This is a genomic window from Lapillicoccus jejuensis, from assembly GCF_006715055.1.
Taxonomy (GTDB): domain Bacteria; phylum Actinomycetota; class Actinomycetes; order Actinomycetales; family Dermatophilaceae; genus Lapillicoccus; species Lapillicoccus jejuensis.
Genome location: NZ_VFMN01000001.1, coordinates 2,768,690 through 2,790,655 on the forward strand (window position 1 = coordinate 2,768,690; position 21,966 = coordinate 2,790,655).

The 21,966-nt window shown below is 74.6% G+C and carries 18 protein-coding genes; 10 read left to right on the forward strand and 8 right to left on the reverse strand.

Going from position 1 to position 21,966, the window contains the following annotated elements; translation table 11 throughout:
- From FB458_RS12965 to FB458_RS12980, 4 genes are read right to left on the reverse strand one after another with little or no spacing between them, the layout of a single operon-like run.
- Positions 1–864, reverse strand: coding sequence for a MurR/RpiR family transcriptional regulator (locus FB458_RS12965; protein WP_141848858.1), 864 nt, complete (start codon positions 862–864; stop codon positions 1–3).
- Positions 865–1,626: an amino acid ABC transporter ATP-binding protein gene (locus FB458_RS12970; protein WP_141848859.1), complete on the reverse strand. Its 762-nt coding sequence runs from the start codon at positions 1,624–1,626 to the stop codon at positions 865–867.
- Positions 1,623–2,567 carry an amino acid ABC transporter permease gene (locus tag FB458_RS12975; protein WP_141848860.1) on the reverse strand — a complete coding sequence of 315 codons (945 nt, stop codon included), beginning with the start codon at positions 2,565–2,567 and terminating at the stop codon, positions 1,623–1,625. The genes FB458_RS12970 and FB458_RS12975 overlap by 4 nt, the downstream gene beginning before the upstream one ends.
- Entirely contained in the window at positions 2,567–3,565 is a 999-nt protein-coding gene (locus FB458_RS12980) for an ABC transporter substrate-binding protein (RefSeq protein ID WP_141848861.1), read from the reverse strand. Before FB458_RS12980 ends, FB458_RS12975 begins: the two co-directional genes overlap by 1 nt.
- A 348-nt stretch (positions 3,566–3,913) precedes the next feature.
- Here FB458_RS12980 and FB458_RS12985 point away from each other — a divergent pair, with 348 nt between their 5' ends.
- On the forward strand, positions 3,914–4,309 hold the full coding sequence (locus tag FB458_RS12985) for an ArsR/SmtB family transcription factor (protein ID WP_141848862.1): 396 nt from the start codon (positions 3,914–3,916) through the stop codon (positions 4,307–4,309).
- Positions 4,306–5,256 (forward strand): cation diffusion facilitator family transporter, encoded by a 951-nt coding sequence (locus FB458_RS12990; RefSeq protein ID WP_141848863.1) that lies wholly within the window; start codon positions 4,306–4,308, stop codon positions 5,254–5,256. Before FB458_RS12985 ends, FB458_RS12990 begins: the two co-directional genes overlap by 4 nt.
- Positions 5,257–5,308: 52 nt before the next feature.
- Here FB458_RS12990 and FB458_RS21375 read toward each other — a convergent pair whose 3' ends face one another.
- A complete protein-coding gene (locus tag FB458_RS21375) occupies positions 5,309–5,473 on the reverse strand; it encodes a hypothetical protein (protein WP_170185673.1) in 165 nt (54 codons plus the stop codon).
- Positions 5,474–5,598: 125 nt separating this feature from the next.
- Here FB458_RS21375 and FB458_RS12995 point away from each other — a divergent pair, with 125 nt between their 5' ends.
- Both FB458_RS12995 and FB458_RS13000 read left to right on the forward strand, forming a co-directional pair.
- Positions 5,599–7,887, forward strand: coding sequence for a putative bifunctional diguanylate cyclase/phosphodiesterase (locus FB458_RS12995; RefSeq protein WP_141848864.1), 2,289 nt, complete (start codon positions 5,599–5,601; stop codon positions 7,885–7,887).
- Positions 7,888–8,121: 234 nt separating this feature from the next.
- The gene (locus tag FB458_RS13000) at positions 8,122–9,264 is read left to right on the forward strand and encodes an IS110 family RNA-guided transposase (RefSeq protein WP_246061097.1); all 1,143 of its coding nucleotides are present in this window, start codon (positions 8,122–8,124) and stop codon (positions 9,262–9,264) included.
- A gap of 18 nt (positions 9,265–9,282) precedes the next feature.
- On the opposite strand, the gene FB458_RS13005 is transcribed toward FB458_RS13000, so the two are convergent.
- The gene (locus FB458_RS13005; protein ID WP_141848865.1) at positions 9,283–10,626 is read right to left on the reverse strand and encodes a hypothetical protein; all 1,344 of its coding nucleotides are present in this window, start codon (positions 10,624–10,626) and stop codon (positions 9,283–9,285) included.
- A complete protein-coding gene (locus tag FB458_RS13010; RefSeq protein WP_141848866.1) occupies positions 10,623–11,801 on the reverse strand; it encodes an ROK family transcriptional regulator in 1,179 nt (392 codons plus the stop codon). The genes FB458_RS13005 and FB458_RS13010 overlap by 4 nt, the downstream gene beginning before the upstream one ends.
- Before the next feature lie 71 nt (positions 11,802–11,872).
- On the opposite strand from FB458_RS13010, the gene xylA reads away from it, so the two are divergent.
- Complete coding sequence (xylA, locus tag FB458_RS13015; RefSeq protein ID WP_211356035.1) at positions 11,873–13,054, forward strand: xylose isomerase; 1,182 nt, start codon at positions 11,873–11,875, stop codon at positions 13,052–13,054.
- Positions 13,055–13,241: 187 nt separating this feature from the next.
- On the opposite strand, the gene FB458_RS13020 is transcribed toward xylA, so the two are convergent.
- Complete coding sequence (locus FB458_RS13020) at positions 13,242–14,267, reverse strand: alcohol dehydrogenase (protein ID WP_246061202.1); 1,026 nt, start codon at positions 14,265–14,267, stop codon at positions 13,242–13,244.
- Between the two features lie 38 nt (positions 14,268–14,305).
- On the opposite strand from FB458_RS13020, the gene FB458_RS13025 reads away from it, so the two are divergent.
- From FB458_RS13025 to FB458_RS13045, 5 genes are all read left to right on the forward strand, one after another.
- Positions 14,306–14,698 carry a helix-turn-helix domain-containing protein gene (locus FB458_RS13025; protein WP_281286125.1) on the forward strand — a complete coding sequence of 131 codons (393 nt, stop codon included), beginning with the start codon at positions 14,306–14,308 and terminating at the stop codon, positions 14,696–14,698.
- A 37-nt stretch (positions 14,699–14,735) separates the two neighbouring features.
- A complete protein-coding gene (locus FB458_RS13030; RefSeq protein ID WP_170185675.1) occupies positions 14,736–15,398 on the forward strand; it encodes a TetR/AcrR family transcriptional regulator in 663 nt (220 codons plus the stop codon).
- Between the two features lie 85 nt (positions 15,399–15,483).
- Positions 15,484–17,910 carry an MMPL family transporter gene (locus FB458_RS13035; protein ID WP_141848870.1) on the forward strand — a complete coding sequence of 809 codons (2,427 nt, stop codon included), beginning with the start codon at positions 15,484–15,486 and terminating at the stop codon, positions 17,908–17,910.
- Between the two features lie 85 nt (positions 17,911–17,995).
- On the forward strand, positions 17,996–19,960 hold the full coding sequence (locus FB458_RS13040; RefSeq protein WP_141848871.1) for an ABC transporter transmembrane domain-containing protein: 1,965 nt from the start codon (positions 17,996–17,998) through the stop codon (positions 19,958–19,960).
- Positions 19,957–21,912: an ABC transporter ATP-binding protein gene (locus tag FB458_RS13045; protein ID WP_141848872.1), complete on the forward strand. Its 1,956-nt coding sequence runs from the start codon at positions 19,957–19,959 to the stop codon at positions 21,910–21,912. Before FB458_RS13040 ends, FB458_RS13045 begins: the two co-directional genes overlap by 4 nt.
- The last annotated feature ends 54 nt before the right edge of the window (positions 21,913–21,966 follow it).

Here is a 21,966-nt window from a genome sequence, read left to right on the forward strand (position 1 = left end):
CTACTCCTCCCCGTAGAGGTTCCAGCGCTGCGTCTCGTCCTCGAGGCGCTGCAGGCGGCGGCGTCCGGCGTCCCCCAGCCGGCCGAGCACGCCGGTCACGACCGCCTCGACGAGGCCGCAGAGCGGCACCAGGCTGTCGTACGGCGACACCGAGTCCACCCGGGTGGGCAGGACGACGTCGGCGTGGGCCGTGACCGGCGAGAGCCACGGGTCGGTGAAGAGCACCACGCCCGCGTCGTGGGCGCGGGCCACCTCGGCGAACCGGGCCGACGCCGGCTCGTAGCGGCGGTAGTCGAACAGGACGAGCACGTCGCGCCGGGTCAGGCCGGCGAGCGTCGCGGCGCGCCGTACGGGGTCGGACGGCAGGACGTCGACGTCGTCACGCAGCTGGGTCAGGTGCAGGGCGAAATACTCGGCGACGCAGCCGCTGAATCGGCCGCCGTGCAGCACCACCCGGCGGCGGTCGTCGGCCAGCCACGCGATGGCGGTCTCCAGGTCGCTGGCCGGCAGGGCCGCGAAGGTCGCGGCCAGGGCCTCGCGCTGCACCTCGGCGGTCCGCTCGGTGAGCAGGCGAGGCTCGCCGGCCACGGCCGCGGGGACGTCGCTCGTGCCGTACAGGGCGGCCGGGGATCCGGCGGCCAGCTCCTCGCGCACCTGCCGTTGGAAGGCCGGGTAACTAGCGAAGCCGAGCCGGGTGACCAGCCGCATCACCGTCGGCGCGCTGACGCCCGCCTGCGCCGCGACGGCGGCGGCCGTCTGGAGGGCGCTCGCCGGGAACTGCGCCAGCAGGACGCGACCGACCTTGCGCTCGGCCGGTGTCGCCTGCTCGAGACCGTCGCGCAGCAGCGTGGCGAGGGCGGTCACTCAGAGCACCTTCGAGAGGAAGGCGCGGGTGCGCTCGTGCTGCGGCCGGGTCAGCACCTCGTCCGGCGGGCCCTGCTCGACGACGACGCCGTCGTCCATGAAGACCACCCGGTCCGCGACCTCCCGGGCGAAGCCGATCTCGTGCGTGACGACGACCATCGTCATGCCGTCGCGGGCCAGGTCGCGCATGACGTCGAGGACGTCGCCGACGAGCTCCGGGTCGAGGGCCGAGGTGGGCTCGTCGAAGAGCATGAGCTCGGGGTGCATGGCCAGGGCCCGGGCGATGGCGACCCGCTGCTGCTGGCCGCCGGACAGCGCCGCCGGGTGCAGGTCGGCCTTGTCGGCGAGGCCGACCCGGGCCAGCAGCTCGTGGGCCTCGGCGACGACCTCGGGACGACGCCGGCGGTGCACCCGCAGCGGCGCCTCGACGACGTTCTCCAGCGCGGTCAGGTGCGGGAAGAGGTTGAAGCGCTGGAAGACCATGCCGATGCGCGCGCGCTGCGCGCTGGTCTCGCGGACGGTCAGCTCACGCAGGCGGTGACCGTCGCGTCGGTAGCCGACCAGCTCGCCGTCCACGGTGAGCCGACCGCCGTCGACGCGCTCGAGGTGGTTGATGCAGCGCAGGAAGGTCGACTTGCCGGAGCCGCTCGGCCCGAGCAGGCACAGCACCTGACCCCGCTCGACCTCGAGGTCGATGCCCTTGAGGACCTCGACGGGACCGAAGCTCTTGCGGACGCGCTCGGCTCGCACCATGGCGGTCATCGCCGCACCTCCGCCGGGACGGCCGGTCGCGGGAGGCGCCCGAGGAGGCGGGCGACGGCGCCGGGGGTCGCCACCGACGGGGAGGTCCCGCGCGAGAAGCGCTGCTCGAGCCAGCGCTGCGGCACCGAGAGCAGGGACGTCAGCGTGAGGTACCAGGTGCTCGCGACGACCAGGAGCGGGATCACCTCGAAGTTCTGCGAGTAGACGTCCTGGAGGTTGGTCAGCAGGTCGTGCCCGGAGATGACCGAGACGAGCGCGGTGCTCTTGAGCATGGTGATCGTCTCGTTGCCGAACGGCGGCACCACGACGCGCATCGCCTGCGGCAGCACGACGCGGCGCATGGTCGTGGCCGGGGACATCCCCAGGCTGTGGGCGGCCTCGGTCTGGCCGCGGTCGACACCGAGGATGCCGGCGCGCACGATCTCGGCCGCGTAGGCCATCTCGTTGAGCCCCAGCGCGAGCACCGCGGCGACCGACCCGGTGACGACCGAGCTCGTGGTCGCGCTGACGAGGGTGACGTCGGTGAAGGGGATCCCGAGCTCGAGCCGCGGGTAGAGCGCGCCGAGGTAGCCCCAGAAGATGATCTGCACGAGGAGGGGCGTGCCGCGGAACAACCAGACGAAGCCGGAGGCGAGCCCCGACAGGACGACGTTGTCCGACAGCCTCATGACGGCGACCAGCGTGCCGCCGACGACGCCCATGACCATGGCGACGACGGTGAGCCAGATCGTCGTCCACAGCCCCTCGAGGACGAGGGTGGTGAACAGGTAGCGGCCGACGACGTCCCAGCGCAGCTGGGGGTTCGTGGCGAGGGACCAGCAGACGCCGACGACGACCGCGGTGACGACGGCGGCCGCGACCCAGCGCCACGGATGGCGCAGCGGGACGACCTCCTCGGGCACGTCCTCGGTGAGGACGGCGGTGGGTGCGGGTGCGGTCATCAGCTCGTCCCTCCGTTGATCGTGGCCGTGCGGATACCGATCCCCTTCTCCCCGTAGGCGTCGAGGATGCGGCCGTAGGTGCCGTCGTCGATGAGCCGCTGCAGCGCCTGCCGGACGAGCGGCGCGAGACCCGGCAGCGCCTTGGACACGCCGATCCCGTTGGGTGTCGCGTCGGTCCCGGTCGGTGCGGCCGGGTCGTCGACGACCTCGAAGCGGGTCCCCCCGCCCGCGGTCCGGGCCACGTAGCCGGCGGCCGGCTTGTCCATGAAGTCGGCGTCCGCGGCGCCGCTGACGATGGCGAGCTGGGCGTCGGTGTCCTTCGGGTACTGCGCCAGGACGGGCTTCGGCCGACCCGCCGCGGTGCACGGGTCCTGGGCACCGGCGAGCATCGCCGCCTGCTTGCTCCCGCTCTGCACGGCGACCTTGCGGCCGCACAGGTCGAGCAGGGTGCGGATGCCGGCGGGGTTGCCGGCGGCCACGAGGATGCCGCTCCCGGAGGCGGAGTAGTCGACGAAGTCGAGCACCTTCTGGCGCTGGCGGGTGTCGGTCATGGCCGACATGACGACGTCGTACTTCCCGGCCTGGATGGCGGGCACGATGCCGTCGAACTTCTGCTCGCCGAAGACGAAGCGCACGCCGAGCACCCCGCCGATGGCCTGTCCCAGGTCGTAGTCGAGGCCCGTCATCCGCGTGCTGCCCGGGGAGGTGAACATCTCGAAGGGCGGGTACGGCACGTCGGTGGCGACGCGGACGACGCCCGCCGCCCGGATCTGCTCGGGCAGCCGGGCCCGCAGCGCGGGGTCGACGGTCGACGAGGCGGTCGCGACGGGTGCGGGTGAGCCCGAACCGGACGCCGTCGCCGGCGGCGTCGTCCCGAGGCCGAGCAGGCCGGCGAGGGCGATGCCGGCGACCGCGGCGAGCGCGGCGACCGGGGCGACCGCGCGCCGGGCGGTGGGACCGCGCCCGGGGGACGACGGGGGTGGCGGCGCTGCGGCCATGGCACTGCTCCTGGAGGTCGGGTGTTTGCAGTCTTACATCGACACCATCGAATGGTCCAGATGTAATTTCTCAAACATCACCGGGCGAGCACTCTGCCGAGGTGGGCCTCGCTCACCGGCCGGTGCAGCGTCCCTCCGCAGCCGGTGGCGGTCCGTCTCCCCCCCCGGCGGCGGACCTGCCGCCCGCCCACCTCCGAGCAGGCCTGGGGCGCGGTACGGCGCCCTGGTCGCGGGCGCTATGCCGTGCCCCACCCTGTGGGGCACGGCATAGTCCGCGCAGGTCAGGGGTGGTGTCAGGGGTTCTCGGGGCGCCACAGGGGGATCGCTGGTTCCTGCTAGCATCGTCGTATGGCGATGACATCGAGCGTGGCCGTACGGCGCCCCTCACCACCGCGGATCCCGTCGGAGGAGCCCTCCGCGATGGCGGCCGCCGCGGCGATGTTCCGCAGCCTGGGGGACCCCGTACGGCTGCTCATCGTGCAGCACCTGCTCTCCGGCGAGCACCGCGTCGTCGACCTCACCGCCCACCTCGGGCTCGCGCAGTCGACGGTCTCGGCCCACCTGGCCTGCCTGCGCGACTGCGGGCTCGTCACCGCCCGGGCCGAGGGCCGCTCGTCCTTCTACTCGCTCGTGCACCCCGAGCTCGTCGAGCTGCTCCGGGCGGCCGAGCGACTGCTCGCGGCGACGGGCGACGCGGTCGTGCTGTGCCCCACCGCGGACGGGGCGACGGGGGTGTCCCGATGAGCCACGAGGGCGCGCCCGCCGGGCACGGCCACGGCGGTGGGGGAGGCCACGACCACGGCGTGAGCCGCGACGCCGACCGGCGCTACCTCTCGCTCGCGCTGGCGCTGCTGGTGACCTACCTCGTCCTCGAGGTCGTCGTCGCCGTGCTGTCCGGGTCGCTCGCGCTGCTCTCCGACGCGGCGCACATGCTCACGGACGCCGCCGCCATCGCCCTGGCCCTCGTCGCGCTGACCCTCGCGGGCCGCCCGGCGCAGGGGCGGTGGACCTTCGGGCTGCAGCGCAGCGAGATCCTCTCCGGCCTGCTCAACGGCGTGACCCTGCTCGTGCTCGGGGCGGTGCTGGCCGTCGAGGCCGTCCGCCGCCTGCTCGACCCGCCGCCCGTCGCCGGCGGACCCGTGCTGGCCGTCGCGCTCGCCGGGGTCGTCGTCAACCTCGTCGCCGCCTGGCTCATCGCCAAGGCGAACCGGACCTCGCTCAACGTCGAGGGCGCCTACCGGCACATCGTCACCGACCTCTACGGGTTCATCGGGACCGCCGTCGCCGCCGTCGTCATCCTGCTCACCGGGTGGACCCGCGCCGACGCGATCGCCTCGCTCGTCGTTGTGGCCCTCATGCTGCACGCGGGGTGGGCGCTCGTGCGCCAGGCCGGGGAGATCCTCCTCGAGGCCGCGCCGGTGGGCACCGACCTCGACGGGATCCGGGCCCACCTGCTCGAGCTGGACCACGTCGTCGACGTCCACGACCTGCACGTGTGGACCGTCACCAGCTCGCTGCCGGCGCTGTCCGCGCACGTCGTCGTCGAGGACGGCTGCTACCGCGACGGCCACGCCCCGCAGCTGCTCGACCGGGCGCTCGAGTGCCTCGCGGGGCACTTCGACGTCGAGCACTCCACCCTGCAGCTCGAGCCGGCCGAGCACCTGGCGCACGAGGTGCTCGGCCGGCACTGACGCCGCCCGGCGTCCGCGCACCACGGTGGCGACGGGGGCCGGGACCGGTGGGCTACCGGCGGTAGAAGCGGAGCACGACGGCGAAGACCACCACGATGAGGGCGACGACCCCGAACGCCCGGAGCGGCCCGTGGTAGCCGCCGCCCGGCGCGCCCACGCCCCGCGCGGGCAGCCACGCCATGGACGGGGCGGTCGTGGTGGTGAGGAGGGCGAGCACCCACGCAGTGTGCCTCCGCGGCACCTTCCTCCGGTTTCCGCTCAGGTCACGGCGTTCGCTCCCGATGGAAGAGGAGCACGAGCGGAGCACGGAGGCGCTGCCGGCGACGGAAGGACGGATCGCGGATGAGGACCAGCTTCCGCGAGCGCGCCCGCAAGTCGCTGACCGTCGTCGTCACGCTGCTCCTCGTCGTGTCCGAGTTCGGCTTCCTGCACGCCGTCTACTCGCGGGGCCAGGGGGTCCGCGAGCAGGAGCGTGTCGTCGGTCGGCTCGTCAGCGCGGTGAGCGAGGTCGACGGTCCGCGGAGCGTGACGCTGGTGGACGAGGCCCTGCCCCGTCTCGCGTCCGCCGGCGTGGCCGCCGACGAGCTCGTCCCGCTGCGTGACGCCGTGACGTCGCTGCGCGCCGCCCCCACGGACGCGCAGCGGCTCACGGCGACGCGGTCCGCCGCCGCCCGCCTGGACCGGCTGCTGACCGATCGGTCGCGCACCATCGACGTGCAGGCCGACCTCATCTGGGTCGCGCTGCTCGTCGTCGTCTCGCTCGGCTGGACGGTCTGGTTCCGCCGCCTCGTCGGCCGGCACCGCGAGCTGCAGCGCCAGATCACCGAGCAGCAGGCCGCCGCCGCGGGGGAGCAGCGCCTGGCCGCGCTCGTGCACAACACCTCCGACCTCGTGACGGTGCTGCGCTCCGACACGACGGTCACCTACGCGACGGCGTCGGCGCAGGGCGTCGTCGGGCTCCGAGCCGAGGACCTCACCGGGCGGACCCTGCTGTCCATCGTCGCGCCCGAGGACGCGCCGCTGCTGGCCCGGCTGCTCGTGACGACCGCGCCGGACGACGACCACCCGGTGCGGCTGCGCCTGCGGCACGCCGACGGCCGCCTGCTCCACGTCGAGGGCAACCTCGTCAACCTGCTGGCCCACGAGGCGATCGAGGGCTACGTCCTCACGTTGCGCGACGTCACCGAGCGCGTCGAGCTGGAGGGCCAGATCAGCTACCAGGCCCTGCACGACCCGCTGACCGGGCTGTCCAACCGCCGCCTCTTCCACGACCGGCTCACCCACTCGCTGCAGCGCCGCCGCGCCACCGATGACGAGGTCGCCGTCGTCCTGTGCGACCTCGACGACTTCAAGGACGTCAACGAGAGCGCCGGGCACGACGCCGGTGACGAGGTCCTCGTCACCGTCGCCGAGCGGATCCGCGCCGTCGCCGGCGTCGGCGACACCGTCGCCCGGCTCGGCGGCGACGAGTTCGCCGTCCTCGTCGAGGGCGCCTCCGCCGACGAGGCCGCCGCGCTCGCCGAGCGCCTGGCCGACGCCATCGGCGAACCCATCGTCGTCGCGGGCCGCCAGGTCGTCGTCGGCGCGAGCGTGGGTCTCGCCGTCACCGGTGGTGCGTCGGCCGGGCGCCCCGAGCCCCGCCGGGCTCCGCGCCCCGACCCCCGCCCCGACGCCCGTACGGCGCCCCGTACCGACGCCGGCGAGCTCACCGCCGCCGACCTGCTGCGCAACGCGGACGTCGCGATGTACCTGGCCAAGGAGCGCGGCAAGGGCTGCGTCGCCCTCTACGAGCCGGCGCTGCACGAGCAGGCGCTGCAGGAGCTGCAGCTGCGCTCCGACCTCGCGCGGGCCCTCGAGGAGGACCAGCTCGTCGTGCACTTCCAGCCCACCATCGACCTCGCCACCGGTGTCGTCGCCGGCTTCGAGGCCCTCGTGCGCTGGCAGCACCCGACCCGTGGGCTGCTCGGCCCGGTCCACTTCATCCCGACCGCCGAGCGCACCGGCCTCATCGTGCCGCTGGGGCGCTGGGTGCTGCGCGAGGCCTGCCGGGCCGCCGCGACCTTCCAGACCCCGACCCGCCGGGTGACCATCTCGGTCAACGTCGCCGCGGCGCAGCTGACGAGCGAGGGGTTCGGCGACGAGGTCGTCGCGGCGCTGCGCGACAGCGGGCTGCCGCCGAGCTGCCTGCTGCTGGAGATCACCGAGAGCATGCTGCTCGGCGACCTCGAGCTCATCCGCTCGCGCCTCGAGGTGCTGCGCCGGCTCGACGTGCGGATCGCCATCGACGACTTCGGCACCGGCTTCAGCTCGCTGGCCTACCTGCGCCGGCTGCCCGTCGACGTCGTCAAGGTCGACAAGTCCTTCGTCGACCACGTCACCGACGACGACCACGACGCCTCGCTCACCCGCTCGATCATCGCGATGAGCCAGAGCCTCAACCTCGCGACGATCGCCGAGGGCGTCGAGCACCTCGGGCAGGCCGAGTGGCTGCGCGCCACCTCGTGCCGCTTCGGGCAGGGCTTCCTGTGGTCGCGCCCCGTGCCGCTCGACCAGGCGCGCGCGCTGCTCGCCGTCGCCGGCCCGCTGCGCCCGGCCGACGCCCGCGACGCGGTCGCCGTCGGCGCCGCCTGACAGTGATGATGGGTGCGGGCCCCCGCGCCGGGTCGTCCTGACTCGCCGCCTGACTGACTTGAGGTCTTCAACGGGATCTGTCGGTCGGTCCCGGCGCGGGGTCTCACGGCACTCATCGTCCGAGGGTTGTGACCTCATAGGAGCCTGTGCCAGCAGGCACCCATCACTGTCTTGTCCACTCGTTCGGATGGTGCATGCCGCCCACCCACCGTTCGAGAGTGAGAGAGGACGGCGATGACCACCATCGCACGCGGCACCACGACAAACCATCGGCGAGACCAGCAGGCGGATCCGGATCCGCAGCTGGACCAGCAGCGCGAGCCCGGTCAGGTGGTTGGTGGGGTGGACACCCACCTTGACACCCACACGGCGGCCGCGCTCGACCCGGTCGGGCGGCTGCTCGGGCATGCCACGTTCCCGGCCGACCCGGGCGGGTACGCGGCGCTGCTGGCGTGGCTGCGGTCGTTCGGGACGGTGGTGGTGGTTGGGGTCGAGGGCACCGGCGCGTACGGCGCCGGCCTAACCCGCCACCTGCGGGCCGAACAGGTGCAGCTGCTCGAGATCGACCGTCCCGACCGGCGGGCGCGCCGCAGCGCCGGCAAGTCCGACCCGCTCGACGCCGAAGCCGCGGCCCTGGCCGCGTTAGCGCGCACCCGCACCGGGGTCCCGAAGGTGCGCGACGGGCGGGTCGAGGCGCTGCGGAACCTGCGCGTGGCCCGGCGCAGCGCGATCGACCAGCGCGCGGACTGCCAGCGACGGATCAAGACCCTCATCGTGACCGCGGCCGAGCCGCTACGCGCGCGACTGCGGGGCCTGCCGACGCGGCAGCTGCTGGCAGCGTGCGCCGGGCTGCGCCCGGACCTGACCCGGGTCGGTGACCCCGAGCAGGCCACCAAGACTGCGCTGCGGGCCTTGGCCCGCCGCCACCACGCCCTCAGTGAGGAGATCACCGACCTCGACGCGGTCATCGACCCCCTCGTGGCCGCGATCAACCCCCAGCTCGTCGCGTTGAACGGCGTCGGCGCCGACGTGGCCGGTCAGCTGCTGGTCACCGCCGGAGAGAACAGCGACCGGGTCCACTCCGAAGCCGCGTTCGCGATGCTGTGCGGCGTCGCGCCGATCCCCGCCTCGTCCGGGCGGACCCACCGCCACCGCCTGAACCGGGGAGGGGACCGTCAGGCCAACGCCGCCCTGTACCGGGTCGTGCTGTGCCGGCTGAGATGGGACCCTCGCACCCAGGCCTACATGCACCGCCGAACCGAGCAAGGCCTGAGCAAGAAGGACATCATCCGCTGCCTCAAGCGCCTCATCGCCCGGGAGATCTACTACGTCCTCAACCCACGACTTCAGCCGTCGCCGGCCCTACAGACCATTTGACATCCATAGGAGCATCCCTCACCTCGCGGAGGCCGTGGCCCGCACGTCCGCACAGGGCAGCGGCAGCGTCCAGTACCCCTGGTCGGCCGGGGCGGCTAGCAGCCGCACCGTCGGCGGAGGGTCGACCGACCGGCAGGCCGCCACGAGCGCCGGCACCTGCGGCGGCAGCGCCGGGCCGGCGTCGCGCAGCGACGGCACGGCCCCCGACGTCGCCCACCCGAGGACGAGCGACCCGACGAGCGCGACGAGCGCGACCCGTCCGGCCCGCCGCCGGACCGGACCCTCCTCCGGGCCGTCGGCGAGGGCGTCGGCGAGGACGAGCAGGCCCAGGACGAGGAGGGAGGCGCTCACCGACGCGTACCGCGCCAGCGGCAGCCCGGCGAAGTCCGTCGCGCCCCACCGGCTCACGTCGGCTCCGGGCCGGCCGTTGAGGACCAGCGCCGCGGACCACGTCGCCACCGACCCCGGGACGCACGCGAGGACGAGGAGGCGTCGGCGGCCGCGGGTCCGCGTCGCCGCGAGGAGCAGCACGCCGAGGAGCAGCACGCCGGCCACGACGACGTACGCCGTCCGCTGCTCGCGCACGAGCCACGCCACGACCGAGGTGCGCGCCGACCAGGCCTCGGGCAGCGGCACCGCGAGGTAGCCCAGCGCGACCGACGCGGGGGAGGCGCCGTACGGCGTCGTGGTCCGCGGGCTGGTGAGCGTGGCGACCACCTGGGCGGCCGCGCCGACCACGGCCGCGGCGGCCACCGGCCACCGGCGCCGGTCGTGCCGCTCGTGCAGCAGCAGCGGCAGGAACAGCGCCGCCTGGATCTCGGTGAGGGTGACGAGCGCCGCGAGGGCCGCGCAGCCGAGCGCCGCAGGCCGCCCGCGGGGGCGGGCGAGGAAGAGGACGGGGGCGAGGACGAGCAGCACCGAGTGCAGGTTGGCGAGGTTGCCGAGCGTCTCGTGCGGCAGCGTCGGCAGCGCCGCCGCCGACAGGCCCATGACGACCCGCGCCGTCCGCCGGCGCACGAGCCCGCGGGTGAGGACGACGAGCGCCGCACCGACCAGCCCCGACACGAGGCAGCTCGCGGCCGTCACCGCCGCCGCGAGGTGGGGCAGGTCGGCGACGCGCAGCACGACCGCGGCGAGCAGCCGGGGGACGACGTGCAGGTAGCCGGCATAGGGCCGCAGCAGCGTGCTCGCCAGCCCGTCGCGCTGCTCCTCGTGCAGGAAGCGGGTCGCGTCCTCGGCCCACAGGGTGTCGCGGGCGACGGGGGACAGCCGCGCCCACGCGAGCATCGTCGTCGCGACGAGCACCGCTGCGGCCGTGAGGGACTCGGCCGCGGCGTCCGTCGGGGAGGGGCGCCGGGTCACCGGCCGGGGAGGGCTGCGCCGAGCGGGTCGGCGACGAGGCGGTCGAGGACGCCGTACGCCGCCCCGAGCGCGGCGGGGTGCGGCGTGTCCGGCGCGACCTCGACGAGCGGCGGGGACCACGCGGCGGACAGCACGCGCCGCGCGAGCGTCGCCTCGAGGGTCGGGCGCAGCAGCTCGCCGAGCTCGCGCAGGTGGCCGCCGAGCACGACGACCGGGACGTCGAGCAGGTTGACGACGGCGGCGAGGGCGACGCCGAGCCCGTGCGCGGCGCGCTCGACGGCCGCGTCGGCCTCCGGGTCGCCGGCACGGGCGCGCGCCGCGACGACGGCGGTGCCGGCGTGCTCGTCGAGGCCGGCGGCCCGGGCGAGCGCCCGCGCACCGGCGTACTGCTCGAGGCAGCCGGTGGAGCCGCAGGGGCAGTCGGGCCCGGAGGGGTCGACGGTCACGTGCCCCACCTCGCCGGCCCACCCGTGGCGCCCGCGCACCGGGCGCCCGTCGAGGACGACCGAGCCGCCGATCCCGGTCGAGCCGGACAGGTAGACCAGGTCGCGGTGCCGGCCCGGCCGGCCGGGGGCGAGCGAGCTGAGCGTCGCCGCGGCGAGGTCGGCCTCGTTGCCCGGCACCGGGGCCAGGGGCCCGGTCAGCGGGGCGACGAGGTCGCGCACCGGCAGGTCGGTCCAGCCGAGGTTGGGGGAGCGCAGGAGGACCCCGTCGGCGCCGACGATGCCCGGCAGTGCCAGGCCGGCGCCGACCACGCGGACCCCGGGCGCCTGCCGCAGCGCGCGGGTGGCCAGGCGGGACAGGCGCAGCAGGGTGGGCCGCGGCCGGGAGCCGCGCAGGTCGGCCTCGAGCACCTCCTGGGCCCGGACGGCGCCGCGCAGGTCGACGACGAGGGCGACGAGCCGGTCGACGTCGACCTGCAGGCCGAGGGCGGCCACGCCCGCTCCGGGGAGCAGGGGCGTCCCGGGCCGGCCCCGCCCGCGCGACGTCGGGGTCGTCTCGTCGAGCAGGCCGGCCGCGACGAGCTCGTCGGCCAGCCGCGAGGCGGTCGCGCGGGTCGTCCCCACCGCGGTGGCCAGGTCGGCGCGGCTGGGCGGGCTCGGGGCGGCGAGCGCGGCCCGCAGGACGCGGACGAGGGACCGGGTCCCGGCAGCCGGCACGGGGCGGTCCGTCACCCCTTGACCGTACCGTGCGCGACCTCTAGCGTCGTCTTTTGTTCTTTAGTGAAACAAAAGAGAGGTGGACGATGTCGACGATGACGCCGAGCCGTGAGGACCGTTTCTCCTTCGGGCTGTGGACGGTCGGGTGGACGGGCACCGACCCGTTCGGCGGACCGAGCCGCCCCTCCCTCGACCCGTGGGAGTACGCCGAGCGCCTGGCCGAGCTGGGCGCGTGGGGGATCACCTTCCACGACAACGACGTCTTCCCGCTCGACGCCGACGAGGCCACCGTGCGCGACCGGGTCGGGCGGCTGCGGGCGGCGGCCGACGCGGCCGGACTCGTCATCGAGATGGTGACGACCAACACCTTCAGCCACCCCGTCTTCAAGGACGGGGGGCTGACGAGCAACGACCGGTCGGTGCGCCGCTACGGGCTGCGCAAGGTGCTGCGCGCGGTCGACCTCGCGGCCGAGGTCGGTGCCTCGACCTTCGTCATGTGGGGCGGCCGGGAGGGCAGCGAGTACGACGGCAGCAAGGACCTGCACTCCGCGTTCGAGCGGTACAAGGAGGGGTTGGACACCGTCGCGTCGTACATCAAGGCGCAGGGCCACGACCTGCGGATCGCGTTGGAGCCCAAACCGAACGAGCCGCGCGGCGACATCTTCCTCCCCACCGTCGGGCACGCGCTGGCCATGATCGCCGAGCTCGAGCACGGCGACATCGTCGGGCTCAACCCCGAGACCGGCCACGAGCAGATGGCCAACCTCAACTACACCCACCAGCTCGCGCAGGCGCTGTGGAGCGGCAAGCTGTTCCACCTCGACCTCAACGGCCAGCGCGGCCTCAAGTACGACCAGGACCTCGTCTTCGGTCACGGGGACCTGCTGTCGGCGTTCTTCACCGTCGACCTGCTCGAGAACGGGTTCGCCGGCAACCCCGACGCCCCCCGCTACGACGGCCCGCGGCACTTCGACTACAAGCCCTCGCGCACCGAGCACCTGCCCGGGGTGTGGGAGTCGGCCAGGGCCTGCATGCAGACCTACCTGCTGCTGGCCGACAAGGCCCGCGCCTTCCGCGCCGATCCGCGGGTCACCGAGGCGATGGCGTACGCCGGCGTCGGCTCTCTGGCCGAGCCCACGCTCGCGCCGGGGGAGAGCCTGGCCGACTTCCTCGCCGCCGACGAGCACCACGACCCGGACGAGCTGGCGCAGCGCGACTTCGGCTTCGTCCGGCTCAACCAGCTGGCCGTCGAGCACCTCGTGGGCTGAGCCGCCGTCGGGGGTTTGCGCCTCCCCGGGGGCGGGCAACCATGTAGCAGCGCGCCCCCGCCGGAGCCCCTGGGCTCAAGCAGTCGGGCCCTCGGGCACCCACAGCGCGGCGGGGGCCGCCCACAGCGCGGCAGCACGACGAGGGGCCCGGACCAGCAGGTCCGGGCCCCTCGTCGTCCGGCGTCGGTCAGCGCCCGGTGGTCAGCACCATCCGGAAGCGCGCGTCGCCGGCCATCATGGCGTCGTACGCCTCCTGGGCCTGCTCGAGCGGCATGGTCTGCACCATCGGGCGGACGTGGGTGAGGACGCTGAAGCGCATGGCGTCCTCGGAGTCCTGCGCGGTGCCCGAGGCGTGGCCCTGGACCGCGGTCGAGCCGGGGATGAGCGCGAACGGCGGCACGGGCATCGGGTCGGCCGAGGCGCCGACGACGACCAGCTGGCCGCGGGGCTTGAGGCCGCCGAGGGTGGCCGCCATCGCCTCCGGGGCGGTGACGGTGGCGAGGACGACCTTGGCGCCGCCGAGCGACTGCAGCTCCTGCGCCACGTCGACCGCGGTCGAGTCGAGGTAGTGGTGCGCCCCGAGCTCGCGGGCCAGCTGCTCCTTGCCGGTACCGCGCGCGATGGCGACGGTCTCGAAGCCCATCTTCACGGCGTACTGCACGCCCAGGTGCCCGAGGCCGCCGACGCCGAGGATCGCCACGAGGTCACCGGGTCGGGCGACCGACTCGCGCAGCGCGTTGAAGGTCGTGATGCCGGCGCACAGCAGGGGAGCGGCGTCGACGTCGGACAGGTCGTCGGGGATGCGGGCCAGCGCCTCGGCGGGCGCGACCATGTACTCGGCGTACCCGCCGTCGTACGCGATGCCGGACACCTGCCCGTTGGCGCACGAGATGAAGTCGCCCCGGCGGCACGCCTCGCAGGTGAAGTCGCAGCCGCCGAACCAGCCCACCCCGACGCGGTCGCCGGCGGACCACCCCGTCACGCCGTCGCCGACGGCGTCGACGACCCCGGCGACCTCGTGGCCGGGGGCCCGCGGGAAGTCGTTGCCCATCGCCCCCTCGACGGTGAGCGAGTCGCTGTGGCACACCCCGCACGCGTGCACCTCGACGCGCACCTGACCCGGGCCCGGCTCGGGCACGGGGACCTGGACGATCTCGAACTTCGCTCCGGCGGAAGGGATCCGGGCCGTCGTCATCTGCTGCTGGTCGCTCATGGTCCTGACGCTAGGGCCGGGTGCCGGGTCTCGCAGCCATGGGGGGTGACGGGAGGCCGACCAGGCCATCTCATCGACATCAGAGAAAGGCCGGCACGTCGACGATCGCGCAGCTGCGCACCGCAGCGGGCTTGACCCAGCAGGAGCTCGGCGACCTGTCCGGTGTCGCCCGGTCCACCATCGCCGCGTACGAGTCCGGACGCCGGCACCCGTCGCCGCCGATGGTGGCGCGGTTGGCGGCGGCTGCGCGGATCCAGCGGGACGACCGCGACGTCGTCGAGGAGCACCCGGAGATCAGCTGGCGCGCCATGAAGGGCATGCGCGACGTCGTCGCCCACGAGCACGGGGCGATCGACCACGAGCTGCTGTGGAGGACGCTGAGCGCGGACGTCTCCCGGGAGGCCGAGCTCCTCCGCCTCCTCGCCGGCTAGGTTGCACTCAGTGCAACGTTGCACTTAGTGTTATGTGGTGACCACCGAGCTGCTGCGGGACCGGCGCGCCGAGCAGCGCACCCGCACCCGCGAGGCGATCCTCGTGGCGGCCCGCGACCTCGCGCTGGAGCGGGGCCCGCTCGGGACGTCGTACGGCGTCGACGAGCTCGCGGAGCGCGCCGACGTCTCCCGGCGCACGGTCTTCAACCACTTCGCCTCGCTCGACGAGGTCACCTCGACGCTGTGCGCCCGCACCCTCGACGGGGTCATCGACTCCTTCACCGACACGGCGCGGACGGCGCCGCTGGGCGACGGCACGATGGGCGGCGTCCTCGACGACGTCGCCGGGGCCCTGCGGGCCACCGACCTCGTCAGCGCCATCGGCACCATCCACGCGCTCGTCGGCGACGCCCCGTCCGACGACCCCCGCGACCAGCGCCCCGAGTGGCTGGTGCAGCACGGGTTCGCCCTCGCCTCCGAGCGGCTGCGCGCCGAGGTCGTGCGGCGCAACCCCGCGGCCGACCCGCTCGACGTCACCCTCCTGGTCGAGTCGCTCCTGTCCGGGGTGGCCGTCGTCGGCGAGCACTGGCTGCTCGAGACCGGCGGCGCCGACTCCGCCGCCACCCGGCGCCGGTGGTCCGCCCTGCTCGACAAGGTCATCGACACCGTCCGCCACGGCCACGTCCGCGCCACCGGCTGATCTCCTCCGCTCCTCCTCCGTTCCTCCACCCCGCCTGCAGCGCCGCAGGGTCCACCTCGTCACCTCGTTCACAGGAAGCCCCGACATGGCCTCTCTGCTCTACCGGCTCGGCCGGTTCGCCGCCCGGCGGGCGCTGCTCGTCGTCCTCGGCTGGGTCGTGCTCATCGCCCTCGCTGGCGTCGGGTACGGCGTCGGCCACGGCGCGCTGTCCGGCGCGATCACCATCCCCGGGACGGCGACCCAGAAGGTCGCCGACCAGCTGGCGAAGGACCTGCCGCAGCTGGCCGGCGGCGCGGGCACCCTCGTCGCGCACACCGACGACGGCCGGCCCTTCACCGACAGCCAGAAGCAGCAGGTCGCCGCGCTGCTGAAGAAGCTCGAGGCGGTGCCCGGCGTCCGCTCCGCCACCGACCCGTTCGCCACCGCCGCGAACGCGGACGCACAGCGCCAGAAGCTCGAGCAGGGCGCGGCGCAGCTCGCCGCCGGCCGCCAGCAGCTCGACGCGGCCAAGGCGCAGGCGCAGGCGCTGGGCAACCCGCCGGCGGTCCTGCAGCAGATCGCGACGCAGGAGCAGAAGCTCGACGACGCCGCGCAGCAGCTGCAGCAGGGCCAGGCGCTCGCCGGCCTCGCCGACGGGCTCGGCACCGTCTCGCGCGACGGCAGCGCCGCCCTCATCCCCGTCACGCTGCAGCAGAACGCCATGGCGGTGGCGCAGTCGACCAAGGACGAGCTGACCCGCATCGTGACGACCGCCGGCATCGGCGGGGTCACCGTCGACATCGGCAACGACCTGTCGCAGAGCGTCCCCAAGGTCGCCGGGCCCGGCGAGGTCATCGGCCTCGTCGTCGCCGCGATCGTCCTGCTCGTCATGCTCGGCACGCTGCTCGGCGCCGCGCTGCCGCTGGTCTCGGCGCTCGTCGGGGTCGGTGTCGGCGTGCTCGCCGCCCTGTCGCTCTCGGGGGCGGTCGACATGATCTCGGTGACCCCGGTGCTCGGGCTCATGCTCGGCCTCGCCGTCGGCATCGACTACTCGCTCTTCATCCTCAACCGCCACCGCCGTCAGCTGCGCACCGGCATGGACCTGCACGAGTCGATCGGCCTGGCCAACGGCACGTCGGGCAACGCGGTCGTCTTCGCCGGCTCGACGGTCCTCATCGCGCTGCTGGCCCTCAACGTCACCGGCATCCCCTTCCTCGGCCTCATGGGCACGGTCGCGGCGTTCTGCGTCCTCGTCGCGATCCTCGTCGCGACCACCCTCACCCCTGCCCTCATCTCGCTGCTGGGCCACCGGGTCCTGCGGCGGCGCGAGCGGGACGGGGTCGGGCGGCACGAGGCGGTCGCGGTCGACCGGCCGATGAGCACCCGGCGCGCGGTCCTGTCGACCGTCGTCGCCGCGGTGGCGCTCGTCGTCGTCGCGATCCCCGCGCTGTCGCTGCGGCTCGGCCTGCCCGACGGCTCGTCGGAGGCGGTCGGCTCCACCCAGTACGACGCCTACAAGACCATCGAGGCGAAGTTCGGGCCCGGCGTGGACGGGCCGCTGCTCGTCGTCGCGACCCTCGCGCAGCCCGCCTCGGACGGGACCCTGGTCGGCGACCAGCTCGCCGTGGGCCAGGCGGTCAAGCAGCTCGAGGGCGTCCAGGCCGTCGCGCCCATCGGGGCGTCATCGGACAGGACCGTGCTCGCCTTCCAGGTCGTGCCCACGCAGGGCCCGAACGGGGAGGTCACCGCCCAGCTCGTCCAGGACCTGCGCGACCTGCGGCCCACGGTCGGCGGGTCGACCGCGACGATCGGCGTCGCCGGCAACGCCAGCGGCAACATCGACGTGTCGGACAAGCTCGCCTCGGCGCTGCCCGTCTACCTCGCGCTCGTCGTCGGCCTCTCCTTCGTCATCATGATCCTCGTCTTCCGGTCGCTGCTCGTCCCGCTGATCGCGACGCTCGGCTTCGTCCTCTCGCTCTTCGGCGCGCTCGGCGGGATCGTGGCGATCTACCAGTGGGGCTGGCTGTCCACGGTCTTCGGCACCCACGACCCGGGCCCGATCCTCAGCTTCCTGCCGACGCTGGAGATCGGGATCCTCTTCGGCCTGGCCATGGACTACCAGCTGTTCCTCGTCTCGGGGATGCGCGAGGCGTGGGCGCACGGCGCCTCGCCCCGGGTCGCCGTACGGCAGGGGTTCCGCGCGGGCCGGACCGTCGTCACGGCGGCGGCGATCATCATGATCTCCGTCTTCTCGGGCTTCATCTTCAGCGACTCCTCGACGATCCGCCCGATCGGCTTCGGGCTCGCCTTCGGCGTCCTGCTCGACGCCTTCGTCGTGCGGATGCTGCTCGTGCCCGGCGTCATGCACCTGCTCGGCGGCGCCGCCTGGTGGCTGCCGCGCTGGCTGGACCGGATCCTGCCGGACGTCGACGTCGAGGGGGCCTCGCTCGAGCGCAGCCATCCGATGCCGGGCGGCGGCCACGGTGCGGCGGCGGACGCGCGCACGTCCGAGCCCGCGGGCTCACCCGCCTGAGCCGGGACGCCGTACGGCGCCGCCGAGGGGGCGGCCGGAAACCCGGTCGCCCGGTGTCGGTGCCCACGGATAGCGTGGCGGGGCCATGCAGGACTTCCCGCCCACCGTCCGGGCCTACCTCGACCACACCGACGACCCGCCCGAGACGCGGAGCGCGCCGGCCTTCCTGCGGTGGCTCGTGCGCCAGCAGCGGGGCCTGGTCGCGCTCGGGTTCGTCGTCGCGCTGGTGTGGATGGTGCCGCAGGCCCTCGGGCCCTGGGTCGTCGGCCACGCCATCGACGCCGGCATCGCCTCCGGCCACCCCGGCGGCGCCACTCGCTGGGTCGTGCTGCTCGCCGTCGTCACCGTGGTCGGGGCCGCGAGCGGGATCTGCTACCACACGATCATCGTGCGGCAGTGGCTCATCGCGCTCTACGGCACGACGTCGCTCGTCACCCGCAAGACCCTCCAGCTCGGGCACGTCTCGGCCCGCCGCACCCCGACGGGGGAGGTGCTGTCGGTCTCCGGCAGCGACGGCGACCAGTTCGGCGCGTTCCTCGAGGTCGCCTCGCGCGCGGTGAGCCAGCTGGTCGCCTACCTCGTCGTGGCGGGCATCGTCCTCGCGACCTCGGTCAAGCTGGGGCTGCTCGTCCTGCTCGCCGCGCCGCTGCTCGTCCTGCTCGGCGCACCGCTGCTGCGGCCGATGCAGCGCTGGCAGGGCGTCGAGCGGACCCGCTCCAGCGAGCTGACGTCGCAGGCCACCGACATCGTCGCCGGCCTGCGCATCCTGCGCGGCATCGGCGGGGAGGAGACCTTCGGCGACGGGTACGCCCGCCAGTCGCAGGGCGTGCGCGAGGCCGGCGTCCAGGCCGGCCGCTGGCAGGCCGGGGTCGAGGCGGTCGGCGTGCTGCTCTCCGGCTCGTTCGTCGTCGCCCTCATGTGGCTCGGCGTCCGCGAGGTCGTCGCCGGCGGGCTCAGCGTCGGGCAGCTGGTCAGCTTCCTCGGTTACGGGCTCTTCCTCATCCAGCCGATGCGCACCTTCGTCGAGTTCGCGCAGAAGTGGACCCGCACCCTCGTCTCGGCCCACAAGGCCGTCGTCGTCCTCGGCCAGCGACCGCCGTGGCAGGAGCCCGAGCACCCGCAGGCGCTCCCGCGGCTCGCCGAGATCGTCGACGAGTCCTCCGGCGCCGTCGTGCGCCCCGGCCGGCTGACCATGGTCGTCAGCGCCGAGCCCGACGAGTCCGCCGCGCTCGCCGACCGGCTGGGGCGCTACCTCGCGCGTGACGACGACGCCCGCGTCGGCGAGGAGCTGCCCGAGGGCCTCAAGGGCCGGGCCGCCCGTGAGGAGCGCCGGCGCCGCGCCGTGGCGCGCGCCGAGCAGGTGCGCCGCGACGAGGAGCTGGCCCGGCGCCGCTGGGGTGTCACCGTCGGCGGGGTCGACCTGTCGCAGGTGCCCCTCGCCCAGGTGCGCGAGCGGATCCTCGTCAGCGACACCTCGCCCTACACCTTCGCCGGGACGCTGCGCCACGCGCTCGACCCGCACGACCGGCTCACCCGCGAGCAGGCCGAGGAGGCCCTCGTCACCGCCGCCGCCGAGGACGTCTTCGACGCCCTGCCCGGCGGCTGGCAGGGCGAGCTCGAGGAGCGCGGCCGCGGGCTGTCCGGCGGTCAGCGCCAGCGGCTCGTGCTCGCCCGGGCGCTCGCGCTCGACCCCGAGGTCCTCGTCCTCGTCGAGCCGACGTCGGCCGTCGACGCGCACACCGAGGCCCGGATCGCCCAGCGCCTCGGGACCCACCGCGCCGGCCGCACGACCGTCGTCATGACCGCCTCGCCGCTGCTGCTGCACCACGCCGACGAGGTGCTCCTGCTCGAGGGCGGCCGGGCCACCGCGCGCGGTCGGCACGCCGACCTCGTCGCGACCAGCGCCGCCTACCGCTCCGTCGTGACCCGCGGGGAGGACGCCGACCTGCCGCCCGCCGCCGACGGGGCGTCGTACGCCGACGCGGGGGCGCCCGACGGCCCCTCACCCCACCTGACCGACCGCCACCAGCCCGAGGGGGTGACCCGATGAGCACCTCGCTGCTGCCGCCCGACCTCGCCCTGGAGTCCGCGCGGACCTGGGCCGGGGAGGCGAGCGGGCCGGCCCTCCCGCCGGAGCTCGTGCCGCCGACCAGCGCCGGTGTCCCCGAGCGGCTGCGGGCGCTGCGTCGCCGCCACGCCCTGCGCGAGCAGCGGGCCCGCGACTTCGTCGCCGCGACGATGAACCCCGCGCGGGGGCTGCCGATCGCGCCCGCCTCCGCCGTGCTCGGCTTCATCGGCGGGCTGCTGCGCCGACGGCGGGTCGGCGTCGCGGTCGTCGTGGCCGGCAACGCCTTCGCCGCGCTGTGCGGTCTGCTCGTCCCGCGGCTGCTGGGCGGGCTCGTCGACACGACGGTCACCGGGGTCCGCGACGGCACCGGCGACGCCGTGCTCGCCACCGCGACCTCGACCGCGCTCGTCCTCGTCGCGCTCGTCCTCGGACAGGCCGCCCTGACCTTCGTCGGGTCCGCCGGAGCCGCCGTCCTGGGCCAGGGGATGCTCGCCGACGCCCGCGAGTACGTCGTGCGGGCGATCCTGCGGCTGCCGCTGTCCAAGGTCGAGAGCGCCTCGTCCGGCGACCTCGTCACCCGCGTCACCCGCGACGTCGGGGCGATGAGCGACAGCGTCCGGTGGGCGCTGCCGCAGTCGCTCGTCGCCGGGACGACGGTCGTGCTCACCCTCGTGGCGATGCTGGCCAACTCGCTCCTGCTGTCGCTGCCCTCGCTCGTGCTCATCGCCGTCGCGCTGGTGCAGATCGTGCGCTACCTGCGCCGGGCGCCGCGGGCCTACCTCACCGAGGGCGGCACCTACTCGCGGATCAACACCACGCTGACCGAGACCGTCGAGGGCGCCCGCACCGTCGAGGCGCTCGGCATCCAGCGCGCCCGGCTGCGCCGCGGTCAGGACGACCTGGCCGTCTCGGGGCAGGCCGAGCGCTACGGCATGACGCTGCGCAACCTCATGTTCGTCGTCATGGATCTGTCGTTCAGCCTCCCGCGCGTCCTCGTCCTCGTCGTCGGCGCGGTCGGCGTCGTCCAGGGGTGGGCGACGCTCGGCCAGGTGACGACGGCGATCCTCTACGTCGAGGCGCTGTGGGGTCCCTTCGACATGCTCGTGCACACCGTCGACCGGGTGCAGGTCGGCGTCGCCTCGACGACCCGCCTGCTCGGCATCGCGACCGTGCCGCCCGACCGCGAGGAGGGCGAGGAGCGCCCCGAGGGGTCGCGGCTGGTGGGGCAGGACCTGCGCTACGCCTACCGCGAGGGCCACGACGTCCTGCACGGCGTCGACGTCGACCTGCGCACCGGCGAGCGGCTGGCGATCGTCGGGCCGAGCGGGTCGGGCAAGTCGACGCTGGGCCGGCTGCTGTCCGGCATCCACGGCCCGCGCACCGGGTCGGTGACCGTCGGCGGGGTCGCGCTCACCTCGCTGCCGCTCGACGTGCTGCGCTCCGAGGTCGCCCTCGTCACCCAGGAGCACCACGTCTTCATCGGGACGCTGCGCGACAACGTCGGCCTGGCCCGGCCCGACGCGAGCGAGACCGAGGTCCGGCGCGCCCTCGAGGCGGTCGGGGCGGCCGCCTGGGTGGACGGCCTCGAGGCCGGTCTCGAGACCAAGGTCGGCTCCGGGGCGCTCGAGCTGACGCCCGCGCGGGCCCAGCAGGTGGCGCTGGCCCGGCTCGTCCTCGCCGACCCGCACACCATCGTCCTCGACGAGGCGACCTCGCTCATCGACCCCCGCACCGCCCGGACCCTCGAAGGGTCGCTGGGCGCGCTGCTCACCGGGCGCACCGTCGTGGCCATCGCGCACCGGCTGCACACCGCCCACGACGCGGACCGGATCGCCGTCGTCATCGACGGGCGGGTCGCCGAGCTCGGCAGCCACGACGAGCTCGTCGCCCGGGACGGCGAGTACGCCGCCCTATGGAGGGCCTGGACGTCCTGACCGCAGGCCGCTGGGCGTCCGGGCGTCCGGCCGTCCGGGTCGTCGACCCGGGCG

Coding starts and splice junctions, on each gene's coding strand:
- FB458_RS12970 (WP_141848859.1), bottom strand. CDS start 1,626: ATGACCGCCATGGTGCGAGCCGAGCGCGTCCGCAAGAGCTTCGGTCCC.
- FB458_RS12975 (WP_141848860.1), bottom strand. CDS start 2,567: ATGACCGCACCCGCACCCACCGCCGTCCTCACCGAGGACGTGCCCGAG.
- FB458_RS12980 (WP_141848861.1), bottom strand. CDS start 3,565: ATGGCCGCAGCGCCGCCACCCCCGTCGTCCCCCGGGCGCGGTCCCACC.
- FB458_RS12985 (WP_141848862.1), top strand. CDS start 3,914: ATGGCGATGACATCGAGCGTGGCCGTACGGCGCCCCTCACCACCGCGG.
- FB458_RS12990 (WP_141848863.1), top strand. CDS start 4,306: ATGAGCCACGAGGGCGCGCCCGCCGGGCACGGCCACGGCGGTGGGGGA.
- FB458_RS12995 (WP_141848864.1), top strand. CDS start 5,599: ATGAGGACCAGCTTCCGCGAGCGCGCCCGCAAGTCGCTGACCGTCGTC.
- FB458_RS13000 (WP_246061097.1), top strand. CDS start 8,122: ATGACCACCATCGCACGCGGCACCACGACAAACCATCGGCGAGACCAG.
- xylA (WP_211356035.1), top strand. CDS start 11,873: ATGTCGACGATGACGCCGAGCCGTGAGGACCGTTTCTCCTTCGGGCTG.
- FB458_RS13020 (WP_246061202.1), bottom strand. CDS start 14,267: ATGAGCGACCAGCAGCAGATGACGACGGCCCGGATCCCTTCCGCCGGA.
- FB458_RS13025 (WP_281286125.1), top strand. CDS start 14,306: ATGGGGGGTGACGGGAGGCCGACCAGGCCATCTCATCGACATCAGAGA.
- FB458_RS13035 (WP_141848870.1), top strand. CDS start 15,484: ATGGCCTCTCTGCTCTACCGGCTCGGCCGGTTCGCCGCCCGGCGGGCG.
- FB458_RS13040 (WP_141848871.1), top strand. CDS start 17,996: ATGCAGGACTTCCCGCCCACCGTCCGGGCCTACCTCGACCACACCGAC.
- FB458_RS13045 (WP_141848872.1), top strand. CDS start 19,957: ATGAGCACCTCGCTGCTGCCGCCCGACCTCGCCCTGGAGTCCGCGCGG.